Origin of the sequence: Flavobacterium aquicola (genome assembly GCF_003385115.1) — a bacterium.
Taxonomy (GTDB): Bacteria; Bacteroidota; Bacteroidia; order Flavobacteriales; family Flavobacteriaceae; genus Flavobacterium; species Flavobacterium aquicola.
The window spans coordinates 104,924-126,466 of the sequence record NZ_QUNI01000010.1; the positions used below are offsets into that span (position 1 = coordinate 104,924).

20 protein-coding genes and 1 riboswitch are annotated in these 21,543 nt (G+C 33.8%); of the genes, 18 read left to right on the forward strand and 2 right to left on the reverse strand.

From position 1 onward, the window contains the following. The first annotated feature begins 40 nt into the window (after positions 1–40). The 11 genes from C8P67_RS16055 to C8P67_RS16105 all read left to right on the forward strand — a co-directional run bounded on the left by C8P67_RS16055 (position 41) and on the right by C8P67_RS16105 (position 12,747). Positions 41–1,333, forward strand: a complete 1,293-nt coding sequence (locus C8P67_RS16055; protein WP_115814192.1) for an O-acetylhomoserine aminocarboxypropyltransferase/cysteine synthase family protein — start codon at positions 41–43, stop codon at positions 1,331–1,333. A gap of 99 nt (positions 1,334–1,432) precedes the next feature. Further along, a complete protein-coding gene (locus C8P67_RS16060) occupies positions 1,433–2,434 on the forward strand; it encodes an alpha/beta fold hydrolase (protein ID WP_115814193.1) in 1,002 nt (333 codons plus the stop codon). Further along, positions 2,421–3,527 carry a homoserine dehydrogenase family protein gene (locus C8P67_RS16065; protein ID WP_115814194.1) on the forward strand — a complete coding sequence of 369 codons (1,107 nt, stop codon included), beginning with the start codon at positions 2,421–2,423 and terminating at the stop codon, positions 3,525–3,527. The genes C8P67_RS16060 and C8P67_RS16065 overlap by 14 nt, the downstream gene beginning before the upstream one ends. A gap of 108 nt (positions 3,528–3,635) precedes the next feature. After that, positions 3,636–4,850 (forward strand): sterol desaturase family protein, encoded by a 1,215-nt coding sequence (locus C8P67_RS16070; RefSeq protein ID WP_115814195.1) that lies wholly within the window; start codon positions 3,636–3,638, stop codon positions 4,848–4,850. Between the two features lie 803 nt (positions 4,851–5,653). Continuing rightward, the gene (locus tag C8P67_RS16075; protein WP_115814196.1) at positions 5,654–5,863 is read left to right on the forward strand and encodes a hypothetical protein; all 210 of its coding nucleotides are present in this window, start codon (positions 5,654–5,656) and stop codon (positions 5,861–5,863) included. A gap of 235 nt (positions 5,864–6,098) precedes the next feature. Then, positions 6,099–6,207, forward strand: a riboswitch (SAM riboswitch). Between the two features lie 70 nt (positions 6,208–6,277). Beyond that, on the forward strand, positions 6,278–7,246 hold the full coding sequence (locus C8P67_RS16080) for an alpha/beta fold hydrolase (RefSeq protein WP_115814197.1): 969 nt from the start codon (positions 6,278–6,280) through the stop codon (positions 7,244–7,246). Between the two features lie 21 nt (positions 7,247–7,267). Beyond that, entirely contained in the window at positions 7,268–9,682 is a 2,415-nt protein-coding gene (thrA, locus tag C8P67_RS16085) for a bifunctional aspartate kinase/homoserine dehydrogenase I (protein ID WP_115814198.1), read from the forward strand. 115 nt (positions 9,683–9,797) lie between these two features. Further along, positions 9,798–10,100 (forward strand): DUF1330 domain-containing protein, encoded by a 303-nt coding sequence (locus C8P67_RS16090; RefSeq protein WP_115814199.1) that lies wholly within the window; start codon positions 9,798–9,800, stop codon positions 10,098–10,100. A 90-nt stretch (positions 10,101–10,190) separates the two neighbouring features. Then, the gene (locus C8P67_RS16095) at positions 10,191–10,625 is read left to right on the forward strand and encodes an OsmC family protein (protein WP_115814200.1); all 435 of its coding nucleotides are present in this window, start codon (positions 10,191–10,193) and stop codon (positions 10,623–10,625) included. A 1-nt stretch (position 10,626) separates the two neighbouring features. After that, positions 10,627–11,535, forward strand: a complete 909-nt coding sequence (locus C8P67_RS16100) for an alpha/beta fold hydrolase (protein WP_115814201.1) — start codon at positions 10,627–10,629, stop codon at positions 11,533–11,535. Positions 11,536–11,571: 36 nt separating this feature from the next. Next, positions 11,572–12,747, forward strand: a complete 1,176-nt coding sequence (locus C8P67_RS16105; RefSeq protein ID WP_115814202.1) for a trans-sulfuration enzyme family protein — start codon at positions 11,572–11,574, stop codon at positions 12,745–12,747. 69 nt (positions 12,748–12,816) lie between these two features. On the opposite strand, the gene C8P67_RS16110 is transcribed toward C8P67_RS16105, so the two are convergent. Then, a complete protein-coding gene (locus C8P67_RS16110; RefSeq protein ID WP_115814203.1) occupies positions 12,817–13,461 on the reverse strand; it encodes an outer membrane protein in 645 nt (214 codons plus the stop codon). Between the two features lie 14 nt (positions 13,462–13,475). Next, positions 13,476–14,120 (reverse strand): outer membrane beta-barrel protein, encoded by a 645-nt coding sequence (locus C8P67_RS16115; protein WP_115814204.1) that lies wholly within the window; start codon positions 14,118–14,120, stop codon positions 13,476–13,478. Positions 14,121–14,333: 213 nt separating this feature from the next. Here C8P67_RS16115 and C8P67_RS16120 point away from each other — a divergent pair, with 213 nt between their 5' ends. From C8P67_RS16120 to cobA, 7 genes are all read left to right on the forward strand, one after another. Further along, entirely contained in the window at positions 14,334–14,852 is a 519-nt protein-coding gene (locus C8P67_RS16120) for an alpha/beta hydrolase (RefSeq protein WP_147298247.1), read from the forward strand. Between the two features lie 125 nt (positions 14,853–14,977). After that, on the forward strand, positions 14,978–15,388 hold the full coding sequence (locus C8P67_RS16125) for an RrF2 family transcriptional regulator (RefSeq protein ID WP_115814206.1): 411 nt from the start codon (positions 14,978–14,980) through the stop codon (positions 15,386–15,388). Between the two features lie 112 nt (positions 15,389–15,500). Then, a complete protein-coding gene (locus C8P67_RS16130) occupies positions 15,501–16,202 on the forward strand; it encodes a phosphoadenylyl-sulfate reductase (protein ID WP_115814207.1) in 702 nt (233 codons plus the stop codon). 72 nt (positions 16,203–16,274) lie between these two features. Then, a complete protein-coding gene (cysD, locus tag C8P67_RS16135) occupies positions 16,275–17,174 on the forward strand; it encodes a sulfate adenylyltransferase subunit CysD (protein ID WP_115814208.1) in 900 nt (299 codons plus the stop codon). Between the two features lie 160 nt (positions 17,175–17,334). Continuing rightward, complete coding sequence (locus C8P67_RS16140; protein ID WP_115814209.1) at positions 17,335–18,579, forward strand: sulfate adenylyltransferase subunit 1; 1,245 nt, start codon at positions 17,335–17,337, stop codon at positions 18,577–18,579. A gap of 73 nt (positions 18,580–18,652) precedes the next feature. Beyond that, positions 18,653–20,743 carry a HEPN domain-containing protein gene (locus C8P67_RS16145; RefSeq protein WP_115814210.1) on the forward strand — a complete coding sequence of 697 codons (2,091 nt, stop codon included), beginning with the start codon at positions 18,653–18,655 and terminating at the stop codon, positions 20,741–20,743. Continuing rightward, positions 20,736–21,512: a uroporphyrinogen-III C-methyltransferase gene (gene cobA / locus C8P67_RS16150; RefSeq protein WP_115814211.1), complete on the forward strand. Its 777-nt coding sequence runs from the start codon at positions 20,736–20,738 to the stop codon at positions 21,510–21,512. The genes C8P67_RS16145 and cobA overlap by 8 nt, the downstream gene beginning before the upstream one ends. Positions 21,513–21,543: the final 31 nt, after the last annotated feature.

The window sequence follows — 21,543 nt, forward strand, 5'->3', positions numbered from 1 at the left end:
TTCAAAATACTATTTAAAAATATTAAAAAAATAAGAAATTATGAGCACACAAAACTTTGCTACAAACGCATTACACGCAGGACACGACGTAACTAAAAATGGTGGATCTAGAGCAGTTCCAATTTATCAGACCTCTTCATATGTATTTAATAATTCAGATCACGCAGCTAATTTATTTGGTCTTGCCGAAGAGGGATACATTTATACAAGATTAAATAACCCGACAAATGATATTCTTGAAAAACGCTTAGCAGTTTTAGAAGGAGGTATTGGCGCTGTAGTTACAGCCTCTGGTGCATCAGCAATTTCGACGGCTTTGTTAGTGCTTTTGAAAGCTGGTGATCACATTGTAGCATCAAGCAGCTTATACGGTGGAACTTATAATTTATTGAAAGTAACATTACCTAGATTAGGAATCACAACCACATTTGTAGATGCTACAGATCCAGAAAATTTTACGCGTGCCGCCAAGCAGAACACAAGAGCATTTTTTGTAGAAAGTTTAGGTAACCCAAAATTGGATGTGCTGAATTTAAAGGCAATTTCGCAGGAAGCCAAAGCTTACAAAGTTCCTTTTATCGTTGATAATACGGTTGCTTCCCCTTATTTATTGAACCCTATTGAATATGGAGCTGATATTGTTATCCATTCTTTAACAAAATATATTTCAGGAAATGGAACCTCATTAGGAGGCGTTATTATTGATGCGGGAAAATTTGACTGGTCAAATGGTAAATTCCCAGAATTCACCGAACCATCTGCAGGTTATCATGGACTGATCTATCACGAAGCTTTAGGAAACGCAGCTTTTATTGCAAAAGCACGTATCGAAGGACTGCGCGACTATGGAGCTGCTTTGAGTCCTTTTAATGCTTTCCAAATCATACAAGGCTTGGAAACTTTGGAGGTGCGTATTAAAAGACACAGCGAAAATGCTTTGGCATTAGCACAATGGCTGGAGGTTCAGGATCAAGTGGCTTGGGTAAATTATCCAGGTTTAAAATCCAGCAAGTATTATGTATTAGTACAAAAGTATTTGCCTAAAGGACAAAGCGGTGTAGTAACTTTTGGCTTAAAGGCTGGTTATGATGCTGCCAAAAAAGTAGCGGATAATACAAAACTATTTTCCATATTGGCAAACATTGGGGATACCAAATCCTTAATTATTCACCCTGCCAGCACCACACATCAGCAATTGACAGATGAGGAGCAAATCTCGACAGGTGTTACCAAAGATTTAATTAGACTGTCCGTTGGACTTGAAGATATAGAGGATTTAAAAGCAGATTTAAAAGCTGTTTTTGAAACCATAAAAGCGCCACAATTAGCTTAATAATGTGTTTTTTTTTGTTAGTAAAACTGCCTTAGTGCTACTTTGGATTGTTAGCCTAGGGTAGTTTTTACAAAAAATAATTTTAAAAAATATTCGAAAATGGAAAATTTAGAAAAAATAGATCTCTTTAATTTTGATTTAGAAATAGGGAAACAAAAAGCATACCTGCCTTTGTTTTATAATGTTTTTGGAAGGCCGTTGGGAAGTGCTCCTGTTGTGGTAGTAAATCATTCCTTAACAGGGAATTCTAAAGTGACAGGGCAAAAAGGATGGTGGAATGGTATAGTTGGCGAAAATAAGGCAATTGATACGGACTATTTTACCGTAATAGCCTTCAATATTCCAGGAAACGGCTACGATGACAATATTGATAATTTAATTGATAATTATCGCGATTTTAGTGTTCGCGACATTGCCAGAATCTTTTGGGAAGGCTTGTTTTACTTGAAAGTAAAAAATGTTTATGCCGTAATCGGCGGTAGTTTAGGCGGAGCCATAGCTTGGGAAATGGCAGCTTTACAGCCAGACAAGATTGATAATCTCATTCCAATTGCTACTGACTGGAAAGCTACAGATTGGGTTATTGCTAATGTACTTATTCAAGACCAAATCCTTAATCACTCGGATGATCCGATAGTTGATGCCCGTCTGCATGCAACATTGCTTTACAGAACTCCAGAATATGTAAACCAAAGATTTAGAAGAAGCAAATTAGATGAATTATCAGCGTTAAAAATTGAGAATTGGCTGCTTGATCACGGTTTTAAATTGAAAAACAGATACCGGCTGGCCGCTTATAAATTAATGAATCATTTGCTAAAAACAATTGACATTACTAGAAATCGCCCTGATTTTCTAACAGTTGCAAATGAAATAGAAAGTAATATTCATCTTGTAACTGTCGATACCGATTATTTATTTATTGCCGAAGAAACCCGTAAAACTTATAGAGAATTGACAAATAAAAAGCTAAATGTTTTTTATCATCAAATTCAATCCATTCACGGCCACGATGCTTACTTGATTGAATTCAATCAATTGTCAGATATTTTAAAGCCAATTTTTAACTTTAGTAAACAGCACCTCTATGCCAGCGCTTAGAATAAATATAATCCTTTTTGGAATTGGAAACGTGGGAAGCGCCTTGATAAATCAAATTATCGAGAGCCAGCAATTCTATCTGGAAAAAAAAGAGATTGATTTACGTTTTCCAGTTATTACCAACTCGACTTTGGCTTTTTTTGAAAAAGAAGGTGTCAAAAATAATTGGGAGGCTAATTTTGATGAATTAGCATTTCCCTTTACGATAACAGATATTATTGAGTTTGTCAAAAATAAGGAACTTGAAAATGTAATAATAGTTGATGCTACTGAAAGTTCAGAATTAGTTAAGCATTATATTCCTTTAATTCAAAATCAATTTGATATTGTTGCGGCTAATCAAAGTGCAAACGTACTCCATATCGACTTTTATAAAGAAATACGAAGAAATCTAAAGAGGTTTGATAAGAGTTTTTTATACGAAACTAATATTGGAGCAGGAATTCCAGTTTTGCAGATCATAAGTGATTTATATTATTCAGGGGAAAAAATAACTAAAATAAGAGGAGTTTTTTCAGATTCGCTAAGTTATATTTTTAATAAGTTTTCATCAGAAGATATCTCTTTTTCATCTGTATTAAATGATGCGGATAAAAAAGGTTTATTAAAAGCAGACTTTAAAGAAGAGCTTTCGGGCATTGGAGTTGCCAAGAAATTATTAGTATTAGCAAGAGAGCTGGGTAAAGAAATTGAGTTTCTGGATATAAAAATCACTTCGCTTTTATCGCACCGTTTGGATGAATCAAGTCTCAAGTCTAAATTTTTATCCAATGCGTCAATATTGGATAAAGATTTTGAAGCAGCCAAGCTTGCACAGCCAAAAAATGAAGTGCTGCGGTATGTTGGAGAAATTTTGATTCCAGAAAACAAATTTGAGGTCAAGCTGGTTTCAGAGCCTATTTCATCTGCTATTGGTCAATTAAAAGGAACTGAGACGGTTTATGAAATCTATACTCAATCCCGTGGAGATAATCCAATTATTGTTCGCGGTGACAATTCAGGAAAAAAGACAGAGGTCATTTCCAGAGGAATTCTTGTCGATATTTTAAAAGTGAGTGAAAAAATAAAAATAAAAGAAGCAATTTGGCTCTAAGCCAATAAAAAATCCCAAATGAAATGAGCATGACTATAAATTGGTCGTAAATACCTAATAACGATATGCGAATTACATATGACCGATAAAAAACAATAAAATCTACATATGAAATTAAATTACATAGCACTTGCAGTTCCATTTTTTGCAATATTCATGCTTTTGGAATACTATATTAGTGTAAAAAAAAATAAAAAACTTCATCATTTTAATGAAACTGTCGCCAATCTCAACGTTGGAATCGCAGAACGTATTGCCGATCTTTTAACTACAGGGACATTTTTCTTTGTTTTTTCTTGGCTGCATGCAAATTTTTCTATCTTTTCAATTGAGTCTACGGCTACAACTTGGGTACTTCTCTTTTTGGCCACCGATTTACTTTGGTATTGGTACCACCGATTTGGTCATACTGTGAATCTTTTTTGGGCATCACATATTGTACACCACCAAAGTGATGATTTTAATTACACGGCTGCGGCCAGAATAACAGTTTTTCAAGCTTTTGCCAGAGGACTGTTTTGGTGCGTTTTGCCTATTATTGGTTTCAATGCAGAAATGATTACAATATTATTGCTTGTTCATGGAACGTATCCTTTTTTTACACATACGCAATTAGTGGGGAAACTCGGCTGGTTAGAATACATTATTGTTACGCCGTCGCATCACAGAGTTCATCACAGCAGTAATCCAGAGTATTTGGATAAAAATTATGGCGATATGCTGATTATCTGGGATAAAATTTTTGGGACTTTTATAGAAGAAACTACAGAACCTAAATTTGGATTAACTAAGTCGCTGGGCAGTTACAGTTTTTTATGGCAGCATTTTCATTACGTTTTAGAATTAACTGTAGCTTTCAGAATGGCTAAAACAGTAAAGGCAAAATTAAAAGTGATTTTTGGAGGTCCAAATGATATTGATGCAAGAATACGATCACTTCTTGAAAGGAAGTTTTCTAAAAAAACGGTTGCGATAGATACAAAATATTCTAAGAAACTGACAAATTCAATTATTGCCAAAACTATTGTAACAATGATCGTGCTGTTCTTGACAATTCTCTTTTCAGAATTTATAACTGCTTTTAATGTTATTTTAATTACTGTTTTTATTGTTTTGAGTGTTATTGCAACAGGAGCTATGCTGGATCAAAAGAAATGGATTTTTCATTTGGATTTTTTAAGAGGCATTATTATTGGTTATTTGGCTTTTTCATTTTTTCCAAATCCGCTTTTGCATTTTGTAATCGCATTATTTGGGGCAATAGGAGTTTTTTTTTACCAGACCATCCATTCAAAGTACCAGGATTTTCTGTTTTCAAATTAATTTTAAGCTGTCTAATAGCTTAAAAAAGAGAAAGTTTTGTTAAAAAATCCACTTATTTATTTAAAAATGTAGGGTGCTGTTTTGTAAAATATTGATTTTTAACCTGTTTGTGTTTTAACTCAATGTTTATTCATTATTAAATTTATGTTTTGTGTTTGGAAAATTGAAAAAAAGTTCAGATATTTGTTCAACAAAATAAGAAAAGAGAAAATGAGATTTAATTTATGTAATATGTCTAAACAAGCCATTCAGGTGAAAACCTGCAGGGAGAGGTATATATAGCATTATTTTTAAATTAAATAATATATAACAAAACCTCTCAACTTATTGGGAGGTTTTTTTTTAGTCATTTTTCAAGTCAATTTTTTCTAGGTTAAAACAATTATAAGATTAAGTAAAATAATAATTAAATATGCAGCAACTCTACACTATTAAGATTACCATTTGCAAAGCGAAGAAGACGAAGATGATGATGATGCGTGTCAATGCCATGATGGTTGCCCGTATTTGTTGATTCCAAAAGAATAAGTTTATATACAGCTTAAAACCCTTTTGGATATATGTCTAAAAGGGTTTTTTGTTTTAAAGCAGTATTAAAAAATTAAACGTTAATAAATAAAATTATGAGTTCTAAAAAAATAAAATCAAATGTATTGCACGCAACAGGTTTGTCAACTTTTTTTTGTTGTATTAAGCGGGAAAGTGTCCAGACTTTTACAGATAAACTCATAATGCATAAAAAATAGAATAGTAAAAAATAAATATAAGCCGTTAATAAAAATTAATTTTAAAATTACACTATCATGAAAATTATATCATACATCAGAAATACAATAGAATTCTTCAAAAGGACAATTACAAAAACTATAATTATAGAACCATTCAATCCAAAAAAAGAATTAGATCACACAAGATTTGAAGTAGACGATAACTTCAGTCTGAAAGAAAAAAGAGGAAATAGTTCTTTGCTTTTTCATATGTACTCAAAAGAGAATGAAACTCTTTTTATTTGAGGCATAAGAGCGGTAACTCGGGAAATAATGTTCAGTTTAAATTATTTGCCAAGAATTCCACAGATTAAAACACGGTATTCTTTTTTAAATGAGAGAAGTGCGTGAGAATAAGTGCGATTTTTGGCAGATTTTTTACTATTTGGAAAGAAGTATTTCAAAGAAGAGTCAAGTAATTATTTGGTTGTTTCATAAAATTGTAGTTAATTTGCACCTTTAAGTTCAGAAACGTATTGAAATGTTATAAAGAAAGGCAGAGGGATTAGACCCGATGAAGCCTTAGCAACCCTTCGATTTATCGAAGAAGGTGCTGCATTCTACCACGCCCAAACGTGGAAAGATAACACAAAGAAAATCATCTGGTTTTTTCAACTTTCTTCATAATATTTCCGGTACAAATCAAAAAACAATAAAGATTTGAAATTGGAAAATAAACCAACTACAATAACTATACAAAATTTTACTACCGAGAGTGGTGCCATTTACGCGTCAATCAATTTGAGTTATCAGATTTTTGGCTGTGAATTACATACTGCACCCATTGTTTTGGTCAATCATGCCCTAACTGGGAACTCCCAAGTTGTGGGTTCAAAAGGCTGGTGGAATGTACTCATAGGTGAAAACCGAACTATAGATACAAATAGATATACAATATTGGCTTTCAATATTCCAGGAAATGGTTTTGATGATACTGTAATCGAAAACTATTTGGATTTTACTGCAAGAGATGTAGCTAGACTTTTTATAGAAGGATTAAAAGTGCTTCAAATAAAGCAGCTGTTTGCAATTATTGGTGGTTCTGTAGGCGGAGGAATTGCATGGGAAATTGCTGCATTGTCTCCTAAAATTACAAAGCACTTAATCCCGATAGCTACTGATTGGAAATCGACTGATTGGCTTATTGCCAATTGTTTCCTGCAGGAACAAATTTTAAATAATTCGGCAAAGCCAATAGAGGATGCAAGAATTCATGCAATGCTGTGTTACCGAACGCCCGAATCATTCAAAGCTAAATTTGACAGAACGATAAACGAGGAATTAGCTGTTTTTAACATCGAAAGCTGGCTGAATCATCATGGAGAGAAACTGCAGAAACGTTTTCAGCTTTCGGCATATAAGCTGATGAATCAATTGCTTAAAACGATAGATATTTCTCGAAACAGAGAATCTTTTGTAGCAGTAGCATCACAAATAGAAGCCGATATCCATATTATCGGCATCAATTCGGATTTGTTTTTTACGGTAAATGAAAATAAAGAAACCTACGAAATATTAAAAAAACAAAAAGAGAATGTAACGTTTCAGGAAATTGATTCCATTCACGGACACGACGCTTTCTTGATCGAATATAAACAACTGGACAATTTGCTTAAAGGAATTTTTTAAGCTGGAAAAAAATATATCAAAATGAAAATATTAAAATTTGGAGGAAAGTCTTTGTCGAACGGAGACGGAATCAATAAAGTGGTTGCAATAATTGAGAGTAAAGTAGGAGCAGGAGAACAAATTGCGATAGTAGTTTCGGCACGCGGGAATGCTACAGATGAATTAGAAGAAATATTGGCTTTGGCTTCAAAAAACGGTGATTATAAACCGCTTTTTGAAGATTTTAAACGTTACCAGCAAGACGTTTACACAGATGTTGATTTGTCTGTGGAGTTCAATAAGCTGGAAAAACTTTTTGAAGGCGTGAGTTTGATTGGCGATTACAGTGTAAAAATTAAAGACGAAGTACTATCTAAAGGAGAGTTGATTTCGGCAAAACTGCTTACGGCGATTCTAATTTCGAAAGGGATAAAAGCAAATTTTGCGGATACCAGAGAATTGATTAAAACCGATTCGAATTATGGTGATGCACAGCCGGTAGAACAGCTTTCGAAGAAAAATGTGATCGCTTATTTTAAACAGCACAATGGTGACACTGTAAATGTTGTGACTGGTTTTATAGGCTCTAACAATAAAAATGAAGCCACGACTCTTGGCAGGAACGGTAGTAACTATACGGCTTCGTTGCTGGCGAATTATTTGGATGCCAAAGAACTTCAAAATTATACGCACGTAGATGGTATTTACACTGCTAATCCAGATTTGGTTTTGGATGCTAAAAAAATTGAATGCTTGTCGTTTAATGAAGCAAATGAGTTAGCAAATTTTGGAGCAACGATTTTGCATGCAAAAACGATTATTCCTTTGTTGGAAAAAAACATTCCGCTTCGTATTTTGAATACTTTTAATCACGAAAATCAAGGGACATTAATCACTTCAAATTCTGATAAAGAAGGAATTAAAACTCTTTCAGTTTTGGAAAATGTGGCTTTGGTTAACTTGGAAGGAAGAGGATTGCTTGGAAAAACAGGCGTTGATGCTCGTATTTTTAGAGTAATGGGCGATAATGATATTAGTGTGAGTATTATTTCGCAAGGTTCATCTGAACGCGGCATTGGACTTGTGGTAAACGCTGATCTAGCTACAAAAGCAATGATTGAGCTGGAAAAAGAATTTGAAAATGATTTTTATTCTAAAGACGTCAACAAAATTTCGGTAACTGATAATGTTTCGGTGATTTCGATTATCGGGCAGGATTTGAGTACGTTTCATAAACCATATACTGCTTTGATCAAAAATAAAATTGTTCCGATTCTTTTCAACAACACGGTTACGGGTAAAAACGTGAGTTTGGTTGTGAAAAAAGAAGAATTGAATAAAGCTCTGAATGTAATTCACGGAGAGATTTTTGGAGTTTCCAAAAAAATCAATATCGCGATTTTTGGTCACGGATTAGTAGGAGGAACATTGATTAATCAGATTTTAGAATCACAAGATGCTATTGAAAAACGCAAAGGTGTTAAACTGAATGTTTTTGCGATTGCTAATTCTAAAAGTGTGCTTTTGAATAAAGATGGAGTTTCACCAAATTGGAAAAACGAAATTCAGACCAATGGTTCTTCTTACACAATTGATGACGTTATTACTTATGCAAATGACAATCATTTGGAGAACTTGATTGCTATTGATAACTCGGCAAGTAAAACTTTTGTTGAGAATTACATTAAATTGGCAGAGAATAGTTTTGACCTGATTTCATCCAATAAAGTTGCAAATACTTTGAGTTACTCATTTTATAAAGAGTTGAGACAAGTATTAGAAAATAATCAAAAGACTTATTTGTATGAAACCAATGTTGGTGCTGGTTTGCCTTTGATTGATACGATAAAATTATTGCATCTTTCAGGTGAGAATATCACTAAAATAAAAGGAGTTTTCTCAGGAACATTGAGTTATTTATTCAATAATTTCTCTGCAAAAGATGTTCCATTCAGCGAAATCTTGAAAGAAGCTATTGATAACGGTTATACTGAACCAGATCCGAGAGAAGACCTTTGCGGAAATGACGTTGGTAGAAAATTATTGATTTTGGCGAGAGAATTAGACTTGCAAAATGAGTTTGAAGAAATTGCTATTCAGAATTTAATTCCGGAACATTTGCGTGAAGGAGAGGTTTCTGATTTCTTGAATAAACTGAAAGAGTTTGACCCGATTTATGATAAAATAAAAGCAGATCAACAGCCGAATCACGTGTTAAGATACATCGGTGAGTTGTCCGGTGATTTGCAAAATGATAAAGGAAATTTGGAGGTGAAATTGGTTTCAGTACCAAAAGATACCGCTTTGGGCGGATTGAAAGGTTCTGATTCTTTCTTCGAAATTTACACAGAATCCTATGGAGACAGACCAATTGTTATTCAAGGAGCTGGAGCTGGTTCTGCAGTAACGGCAAGAGGAGTTTTTGGAGATATTTTGAGATTGTCTGATAAAGGATAGGCATTTTAGATTGCAGATTTTAGATTTAAGAATTCAGATTTTTGGAATGAATGATTTAATCGCAAAGTATTTGAAATGAAATAATTTTAATTGTAAAAAATAAAATTTCAGCAAAATGATATTTATAACACAGTTAATATATGTAGTCGAAGGACAAGAAGAAGTTTTTCATCAGTTTGAAGATGTCGCTATTCCAACGATTTTGAAATACAATGGACAATTATTGCTTCGGGTACGTCCAGATGATAAAAATTATGTAGAAAGTATTATAGAGAAACCGTACGAAATCCATTTGGTGCAATTTGCTTCAGAAGAAGATTTTGAGAATTTCAAACATGATGAGGAACGAAAAAAGTTTCTTCATTTGAAAGATCAGTCAATAAGAGCAACGCTAATGGTTAAAGGTGTTAAGCTTTAATTTTTTATAAAATAATAATAACTTAAAACAAGACTTACCTCCAGTCTTAACTCCTTCTTCGCCACGGCGAAAGAGTTGGGGAGGGTACAGATGAAAATAACATTAGACAGAGTAAACGAAAATTTCCATTTTGAGTTAAAAAACGAACGCGGTCACATCGTAAACGTTGATGCAAGACCTGAATTTGGCGGAAACGATATGGGACCAAGCCCAATGGAATTAGTATTAATGGGTGTTGCTGGATGCAGTGGAATTGATATGATTTCGATTCTAAAAAAACAGCGTCAGGAAATTACTTCTTTCAAAGCTGAGGTGGAAGGAGAACGTGTTCAGGTTGGAGAAGCAAAACCATTCAAAGATATTCATGTGGTTTTTTCTCTGGAAGGAAACATCAAAGAAGACAAAGCAGCAAAAGCGGCACAATTATCTTTTGATAAATATTGCTCGGTTTCTAAAACAGTAGAGCCAACTGCTACGATTCATTACAAAGTGGTTTTGAACGGAGTGGAATTGGCAAAAATCTAAGATGAAAATCAAAGGCAGATCTTATTTTAAAGAAAGTAATGCAGATTTGGAGATTTTTGAAAATTGGGTTGATCAATTAGAAAATCACAACGAAAGAGTTTACGAAAGGATTGAGGTAACGACTTCACTTGGAAAAACTCATATTTGGGGATTAAATACCAAAGAAGAAAATCTAGAAACACTGGTTGTTTTTCCAGGAGCACGTACAACTTCTTTTTTTTGGGACTTTGACAAAGGTTTGGATAATTTAAATCACAAGATGAAAATCTATTTGGTTGAAACCAATGGATTACCAAATTTAAGCGACGGATTAACACCAGATATTAAATCATTGGATTATGGATTATGGGCTGTCGAAGTTTTTGATAAACTGAAAATTGAAAAAGCATTTATTGCGGGGGCTTCATTTGGAGGTTTAATCTGCATGAAACTGGCAATTGTTAAGCCAGAGTTGGTTAAAGCTGCTTTTTTACTGAATGCTGGTTGTTTACAGCCTTTTTCGCTTTCGGTTAAAAATCTTTATTATAATCTTTTGCCAATAATAAGTCCGAGTATAAAGAATGTTTCAAAGTTTTTGGATAAAGCGATTTTTTGCAAGCCGAACCATACATTATCTGCGGTTTCTGAAAAACTGATTATCGATTATGAAGTTTTAGCCTTGACCAAATATAAAGATAATACGCAAAAGCCTTATTATATGGATGAGGAATTGGCAGATGTTGCGGTAGATACTTACTTGCTTCAGGGAGATAATGATATGTTATTTCCGCATCAAAAATCGATTGACAATGCAAAAAAACATATTAAAACTTTAAAAGAGATTGAAATATTTGAAAATGTAGGTCATGGTATAGAAACTTATGCCAAAGCAATGAATTACATTGGATTAAAAATAAAAAATTATAGCTAAGATATACCAAACAGTATATTTAATAAATTAGAAAACATGAGCGAACAAGAATTTGGTTTTGAAACCCAAGCCATACGTACCCATTTAGACAGAACACAATACCAAGAACATTCCACACCATTATATTTGTCTTCAAGTTTTGTTTTTGAAGACGCTGAGGACATGAGGGCTTCTTTTACGGAAGAAAAAGTGCGAAATATTTACAGCCGTTTTAGCAATCCAAATACAACTGAATTTGTTGATAAGGTTTGTGCAATGGAAGGTGCCGAGGCTGGTTATGCCTTTGCAACAGGGATGGCAGCGATTTATTCGTCCTTTGCTGCATTGTTAGATTCTGGTGATCATATTGTATCTGCGGGCAGTGTTTTTGGTTCTACACATGCGCTTTTTATGACTTATTTCCCAAAATGGAAAATCGAAACCAGTTATTTTGATATCAATAAACCAGAAACAGTTGAAAGTTTTATAAAACCAAATTCAAAAATTTTATATGTAGAAACGCCAACTAATCCTGGTGTTGATGTAATTGATTTGGAATTATTAGGTGGTATTGCCAAAAAGCATAACCTGATTTTGATTGTAGATAATTGTTTTGCTACGCCTTATATTCAGCAGCCTATTAAATATGGTGCTCATATAGTTGTGCATTCGGCTACAAAGTTGATGGATGGTCAAGGACGAGTTTTAGGAGGAGTTGCTGTTGGCGATGCCGATTTGATTCGCAAGATATATTTGTTTTCAAGAAATACAGGACCGGCAATGTCGCCGTTTAATGCTTGGGTTTTGTCAAAAAGTTTAGAAACTTTGGCTGTTCGTGTCGACAGACATTGCGAAAATGCATTGAAAGTGGCTGAGTTTTTAGAAAGTCATCCAAATGTAAATAGCGTGAAATATCCTTTCTTAAAATCGCATCCAAAATATGAAATAGCCAAAAAGCAGATGCTTTTGGGAGGTAATATTATTGCGTTCGAGATTAAAGGCGGAATTGATGCAGGCCGACAATTTTTGGATAAAATAAAATTATGTTCTTTGTCAGCAAACATTGGTGATGTAAAAACAATTGTGACGCATCCAGCTTCGACAACCCACAGTAAATTATCTGTTGATGAAAAATTAGCAGTTGGTATTACCGAAGGATTGGTACGTGTTTCCGTTGGTTTGGAAAACGTAAAAGACGTAATTGCCGATTTGGATCAGGCACTTTCTAAATAAAGCTTGTAATATATAATAAAACCCACGGTTAGAGCCGTGGGTTTTACTTTTTTAATGATTTGTTCCTTGTTATTTTATAAATAGAGAAATCCCTATATTGGCGCCTAGTACACCAGATTTGGTTTTGACCCCATCTTTTTTATAAGTGAATTTGGTATAGTCTATGCCTAAATCGAAACTAAATGATTTTGTGATAAAATAGGCCAGTCCGCCGCCTGCATTCCAAGTCAATCCATTACCGCTGTTTTTTTCATAATAATAAGCAGACCCATCTGATGTAGAACTTACGCTAGTACTTTCTAGTTTAAAATTAGCAAAACCAATTCCTGTATTTAAATATGGTCTAACTTTAGTTTTAGAAAAAAAATAAGTAACATTTGGCATTATACTAAATATATTTTGAATCTCTTTTGCATCATACATTACGCTGTAGTCATCATAATATTTATCAAAATGTGATTTTGTTTTCTTGTTGCTATAGTCTAATTCTAAACCTAACTCTAAATTGTCTATTATGAAATAGCCAACACTAGGAGAAATAGTAAAAGAGCTGGTTTTTGGACCATTCGTAGTTTGTCCTTCATAATTATATTTTACGGTTGTTGAATTGAATCCTAATCCACTTTTTCCGCTAATTACAAAAGTACCTTTCTCTGTTTGTGCAATTATTGCACTAAAATAAATTAAGGCAGCTATTAAAAATATTTTTTTCATTTTCTTGTAATTTATTATTTTAAAAATATCGAGATCCCAATATTGGCACCCAATATTCCAGATTTGGTTTTAATATCTTTTTCTTCATAAGTGAATTGACTGTAGCTTATTCCTAAATCAAAACAAATAGTTTGTGAGATAAAATAAGCAATTCCACCGCCACCTCCCCAAACTAATCCATTACCATCGCTTTCATTAGTCGAAATTACACCCGATGATTCCAAAGTTTTTGTTTCATTTTTAATAGTGGCATATCCCATTCCTGCCTCTATGAAGGGTCTAAATTTTTCTTTGGAAAAAAAATAGGTTGCGGTTGGTATAATTGCAAAAGTATTTTGCGTATTTTCGAAGTCAATTGCAGGATTATAACCAGTTGACAGCGGTGGAATATAACTGACTTCTTGTTTTATTTTTGTTGCTGTATAATCAAACTCCAAGCCTATAGATAGATTATCAATTATGAAATAGCCAGCGCTTGGTGAAATACTAAAAGAGGTTGTTTTTGGACCATCGGTTGTTTTTCCCTCATATTCATATTCTACAGTTGCTGAAGTAAAGCCCAATCCAGTTTTTCCACTAATCATAAAAGAGCCTTTCTCAGTTTGTGCTGTTATTGCACCAAAAGAAATTAATGCAATAAGTAAAGAAATTTTTTTCATTTGTTTTTTTTAGTGGGGCTAAAGTAATATTTTAATTGATTTATTTGTGAGATAAATAGGTGTTTTTTGTTAAATTTGAAGTGTAAAAAGTATTTTTGAATAATGTTTAAAAAAGGCAGTATGATTCTGAAAATCATTGTATTATTTTTATCATAAGTGATTTTTGTTATTATTTAGTTAATGTTAATCAAGAATATCAAATATTTTTTGGATATGAAACCAAGACTAGTAATTTTATCAGATTTATGGGGAAAGGAAAAATCCGACTGGGTTTCATTTTATATTGAATTATTACAGGACAAGTTCGAAATTCAATGTTATGATTGTTGCGAATTAGGTAAAATTGACACAAGCGATTATGCCGAAGAAAATCTCCACAACCAGTTTATCAATGGCGGAATAGAAAAGGCTGTCAAGAATCTTTTGAAAGGAGAAAAGAATCAGATTGATGTTCTTGCCTTTAGCATTGGCGGAACAATTGCATGGAAAGCCGCTTTGAAAGGACTGAATGTTAGAAATTTTTTTGCTGTTTCATCAACGCGTCTGCGTTATGAGAATGAAACTCCGACGGGAAGAATAAAACTTTATTATGGAGAAAATGACCGCAATAAGCCAAACTATGATTGGTTTCAAAAACATTCAATAAGTTTTGAAATTGTAAAAAAGAAGGAGCATAATTTTTATACCGATAAAGATTCTGCAATTGTAATCTGTAATGAAATTTTAAAATAATTTCATACAATTAACTTACAAAAGAATAAAGTTTGTAGCTTCGCAAATATATTTTAAGAGCGATTATTTTTGTTTAAAATAAAATCAAAAATCTATAATCGTTAATCTGCAATCTTAGATCATTTATGCTTTCAAAGAAAACAAAATACGGAATAAAAGCACTGACTTTTTTGGCGCGCCAAGAAGATAATAAGCCTGTTCAAATTGCTGAAATTGCAAAAAATGAGCATATTTCGATTAAATTTCTTGAAAGTATTCTATTGTTGCTTAGAAACTCTGGTTTTCTTGGAGCCAAAAAAGGAAAAGGCGGCGGTTATTATTTGATAAAGGATCCAAAAGACATCAGTATGGCCAAAGTGTACCGCATTCTTGAAGGACCGATAGCACTGCTTCCGTGTGCAAGTCATAATTTTTATGAAAAATGTGATGATTGTGATGATGAAACTACTTGTGCTGCACGACGCTTAATGACTCAGGTTAGGGACAATACACTTAAGGTTCTCGAAAGTAACACTCTGGCAGACATTGCATTCTAAATTATAAAATTTATTTAAAAATAATTTCCAATTTAAAAAAAAGTAGTACTTTTGCAAAGTAATCTAGTAAGCCGATAGGGTAATAGATTTAAAATTAAAAGAAGAATTAAAAATGAGTGCAGCGATAGTGAATACTTTATTAGAAAAAACAGCCGGTTTCTCGATTGAGGAAACGCTGGCTTTTTTGGCTGATGAGTACAAAGGGAAAGTGATTTTTTCGACTTCATTTGGACAAGAAGATCAGGTTATAACGGCTTTGATTGCCAAAAACGAATTGCCGATTAGTATCTTTACATTGGATACCGGCAGATTATTTCAGGAAACCTATGATGTTTTTCATAGAACGGTTAAAAAATACAAGGTTGCGATTCAAACTTATTTTCCAGAAGCAAGTGCTGTAGAAAATCTGCTGAATACAAAAGGACCAAACAGTTTTTACGAATCAGTTGAGAATAGAAAAGAATGTTGTTTTATTCGAAAAGTAGCTCCATTGACTAAGGCTTTGAAAGGAAATGAAATTTGGATTACTGGTTTGCGCGCCGAGCAATCAGAAAATAGAAATGATCTGAAAGCTTTTGAATACGATGCGCATTTCAATATCATAAAATTCAATCCGTTGTTGAAATGGACTTTGGAAGATGTTCAAAAATATATTGATGAGAATAATGTGCCACAAAACGCTTTGCATAAAAAAGGGTTTGTAAGTATTGGTTGTGCACCTTGTACGAGAGCCATTTCCGAAGGAGAAGATATCAGAGCAGGAAGATGGTCATGGGAGTCAAGTCATAAAGAATGCGGATTGCACCAGAAATAAAAGTTTAATCGTTTATAGGTTTAATCGTTTAGTCGGATAAACAAATAAACAAATTACCAAATAAACAAAAAAATGAGTTCAGTATTAAAAACAAATGCTTTAGAAAGCGAAGCAATTTACATATTCAGAGAAGTAATTTCTCAATTTGATAAACCCGTTTTGCTTTTTTCAGGCGGTAAAGATTCAATTACATTAGTGCGTTTGGCACAAAAAGCATTTTTTCCAGCAAAAATTCCTTTTCCATTATTACATGTGGATACAGGTCACAATTTTCCTGAAACAATTGAGTTCAGAGATAAATTGGTGGCTGAATTAGGATTGGAATTAATTGTTCGTAATGTTCAGGATGCTATCGACCAAGGTAAAGTAGTTGAAGAGTCTGGAAAATACTCTAGTAGAAACAGTTTGCAAACGACTACACTTTTAGATGCTATCGATGAATTTAAATTCGATGCTTGTATTGGTGGTGCGCGTCGTGATGAGGAAAAAGCAAGAGCTAAAGAACGTATTTTTTCTGTTCGTGATGATTTCGGTCAATGGGATGAAAAAAACCAACGTCCGGAATTATTCGATTTATTAAACGGAAAAATTGAAAATGGTCAAAACGTTCGTGTTTTCCCAATTTCAAACTGGACTGAATTGGATGTTTGGAGTTATATAGAACAAGAGCAAATCGAAATTCCTTCAATTTACTTTTCACACAAACGTAAAGTATTCTTGAGAGACGGTATGATTTGGTCACATTCTCCTTTTGTTTACCAAGAAGAAGATGAAGAAATCGAAGAAAGAATTGTTCGTTTTAGAACCGTTGGAGATATGAGCTGTACAGCTGCGGTTGATTCGTATGCTGCAACAATCGCCGAAGTGGTTGGTGAAATCAGACAATCTACAATTTCTGAAAGAGGTGCCAGAATCGATGATAAGCGTTCTGAGGCTGCAATGGAAAAAAGAAAACAACAAGGATACTTTTAGAAAACAATTATAAATTATGAATTATAAATTATGAATTGTTCTGAAACATTTAAAATTTAAAATTCAACATTTAAAATAAAAAATCAAATTTAAAAGTTTGTAAAGAGGATTGAGGAAACTTGAAACCTTAAACTTTTAAACTTTAAACAAAAAATTAAGAATGGAAGTTTTAAAAATAGCAACAGCAGGAAGTGTAGATGACGGGAAAAGTACTTTGATTGGAAGATTATTGTATGATACTCAATCTTTGACTACAGATAAATTAGAAGCAATAGAAAAAAGCAGTAAACAAAAAGGATACGATTATTTGGATTTTTCGTTAGCAACTGATGGTTTGGTTGCCGAGAGAGAACAAGGAATTACAATTGATGTTGCTCATATTTATTTTTCGACTGCAAAAAAAAGCTACATAATCGCCGATACTCCGGGTCACGTAGAATATACGCGTAACATGGTTACTGGAGCTTCAACTTCACAAGTGTCTATCATTTTGATTGATGCTCGTAAAGGAGTTATCGAGCAGACATACCGTCACTTTTTTATCAATAATTTATTGAGAGTAAAAGATGTGATTGTTGCGATTAATAAAATGGATTTAGTTGATTATTCAGAAGAAGTTTTCAATAAAATCAAAGCTGATTTCCAAGCATTAAATGCAAAAAGTGCCTACAAAGAACAAAACGTAAGTTATATTCCGTTGAGTGCTTTGACTGGAGATAATGTTGTTGAAACATTAGGAAAAATGCCTTGGTATACAGGACAAACTATCCTTCAGCATTTAGAAGGTTTAGAGCCAAAAGATATTTACGATAACGGACAAGCACGTTTTCCAGTTCAGACAGTAATTCGTCCAAAAACGGAAGAATATCATGATTTTAGAGGATATGCTGGAAAATTATATGGTAACAATATTAAAGTTGGAGATGCCGTAACGGTTCTTCCTTCTTTAACAGAATCTACAGTGACTAATATTCACTTCTTTGATCAGCAGTTTCATGAGGCGAGCGTTGGTTCTTCGGTTACTATTGAATTAGAAAATGATATCAATGTGACCAGAGGCGATATGATTGTAAAATCAGGAGAGCTTCCTAAAGTAGAAAAAGATATTACAACAACAGTTTGCTGGATGGACAGCAAAAAGTTAGTTGCAGGTGCTAAATATTTTGTACAACACAATACAAATAGAGTTTTGGCGAAAATTGACAGCGTGAAAAATGTAATCGCAACCGATTATTCTGGAACTGCACCGGCATCACAATTGTCAATTAATGAAATTGGAGAAGTTACTATTAAGTTAAGCAAAGCCATTTATTTTGATGCCTATAATGACAACAAATCAAATGGAGCTTTTATCTTAATTGATGCAACAACTAACACAACAGCAGGAGTAGGTTTTATTAAATAGTTGATTGTTGATGGTTTTTGTTGATAGTAAAGCAACCAACAACCAACAACTAACAACCAACAACTAAAAAGAAATGGAAAGTTTTAGAACAGAAATAGAAAACCCGATAGTTCAAAAAGAGATTATCGATTTAGAGAAAAAGATTTACTCGTTCCGTAACGGACAAATCGATGATGAGCGTTTTCGCAGTCTTCGTTTAGCGCGTGGAATTTATGGACAGCGTCAGGAAGGTGTTCAAATGATTCGTATCAAATTGCCTTACGGTAAAGTGAACAGCGAACAATTGAAAAGAATCACTGAGGTATCTGATAAATATTCTACAGGACGTCTGCATATCACTACACGTCAGGATATTCAGATTCACTACGTGAGTCTGGACAGAACTCCTGAACTTTGGTCTGAATTGGCCAAAGACGATATTACATTGCGTGAAGCTTGTGGAAACACAGTACGTAACATCACAGGAAGCGAATTGGCGGGTGTAGATGTAAACGAACCATTCGATGTTTCGCCTTATGCACACGGAATGTTTCAATATTTGTTGAGAAATCCTATTTGTCAGGAAATGGGACGTAAATTCAAAATTTCGTTCTCTTCATCTGATGAAGATACTGCTTTGAGTTATTTGCACGATTTAGGATTTATTCCAAAAATTAAAGACGGACAAAAAGGGTTTAAAGTAGTTTTTGGTGGAGGCTTAGGTTCACAGCCAGCTCACGCTGAATTGCTTTCAGAATTTATTCCGGTTAACCAAATCGTTCCAACTGCTGAAGGTATCATCCGTATTTTTGACAGATATGGTGAGCGTGCCAAAAGAATGAAAGCTCGTATGAAGTTTTTGATCAAAGAAATCGGGAAAGATGTTTTCCTTGATTTGGTTGAAAAAGAGAAAAAAGCAATCGCTTTCGAAACATACGAAATAGATACAAATGCTTTTGATGGTGCTATTCCAGAACCATTATTAGAAGTACCGCAAGTTACTATTGATGATACAGAAGCTTATGAAGCTTGGAAACAATCAAATGTGGTTGCTCAAAAACAAGCAGGTTATTTTGCAATTGGAATTAAAGTTCTTTTAGGAGATTTTTATACAGACAAAGCAAGATTATTAGCAGATTTGATTAAAAATTATGGTGCTAATGAACTGCGTTTTTCATTGCGTCAAAATATTGTGCTTCGTCACATAAAAGAGGAAAACTTGCCTTTCTTTTATCAGGAATTAGCCAAATTGGATATGGTAGCTTTAGGTTACAATACAATTGGTGATATTACGGCTTGTCCAGGGACAGATACTTGTAACTTAGGAATCGCAAGCAGTACCGGAATTGCTGATGAATTAGAAAAAGTTATCAAAGCAGAATACCCAAAATATAGCAACAACCAAGAAATTGAAATCAAAATCAGTGGTTGTATGAATGCCTGCGGACAGCATAATATGTCAGCTATTGGTTTCCAGGGAATGTCAATTAACTCAGGAAAATTGGTAGCACCAGCGTTACAGGTTTTATTAGGTGGAGGTCGTTTAGGAAATGGAGAAGGACGTTTTGCTGATAAAGTAATCAAAATCCCAAGCCGTAGAGGACCAGATGCTTTGCGTTATATCTTAAATGATTTTGATGCCAATGGTAACGGTTCGACTTTCTTGGATTATTATGATGCCAAAGGTGAGAAATATTTCTATGAGTTCTTGAAACCGTTATCAGATGTAACCAATTTGACCGAAGCTGATTTCGTAGATTGGGGTAACGCTGATAATTATGTAAAAGCGGTTGGAGTTGGAGAATGTGCTGGTGTTGTTATCGATCTTGTAGCTACTTTATTATTGGAAGCTAAAGATAAATTGACTTTCGCCCAAGAATCTTTCAATGAAGGAAAATGGTCTGATGCTATTTATCATACTTATGCAGGTTTTGTAAATGGTGCAAAAGCATTATTACTTTCTGAAAATGAAAAAACCAATAACCATGCAGGAATTGTAGATTTGTTTGATACTGTTTTTGTAGAAAGCAAAAAAATTGAATTGGCTACTACTTTCAGAGAATTGGTTTACCAAATTAATGCAGTTTCTCCTTCAGAAGCATTCGCAAAACAATACATTCAAGAAGGAATTAACTTTTTTGATATAATCGAAAAATACAGAGCCAAAGATTTAGCTGATGCTTAATACTATTCAACCCAAAGTAACTTTAGTAGGCGCAGGACCTGGGGATCCAGATCTACTTACGGTAAAAGCTGTAAAAGCACTTGCTAAAGCGAACGTGGTATTGTATGATGCTTTGGCCAATGAAGAAATATTGAATCACGCTCCTGAAGACGCCATCAAAATTTTTGTTGGAAAAAGAATAGGAAATCATGCCTATACGCAAGATCAAATCAATCAGTTGATTGTTGATAATGCGCTTACGTATGGTCACGTGGTAAGATTAAAAGGTGGCGATCCTTTTATTTTTGGAAGAGGAAGTGAAGAAATTGAATTTGCAGAAAGTTTTGGGATTCCAACAGTTGTAGTCCCTGGGATATCATCAGCCATTGCAGTTCCTGCTAATTTGGGAATTTCATTGACTAAAAGAGGAACTTCTGAAAGTTTTTGGGTAATTACAGGAACAACTTCTGATAGAAATTTGTCTAATGATGTTTCTCTTGCTTCAAAATCATCAGCAACAGTTGTGATTTTGATGGGTATGAGTAAGCTTTCACAAATAGTTAGTTTATTTCAAAAAGAATCCAAAGGAGAAACTCCCGTAGCGATTATTCAAAATGGAACCATGCCTAACGAAAAAATAGGAGTGGGAACCATCGACATAATTGAAGAAGTGGTTGCCGAAAATAAATTAAGCTCTCCAGCCATTATCGTTATTGGCGAAGTGGTGAAGGAAAGTAATAAATTAAAAGGTTTTTACGAAGAATTTCTATCAAAAGAAATCGTTTCGTAGGGTCGGGTCGTGACCCGACCTCAAGAATATA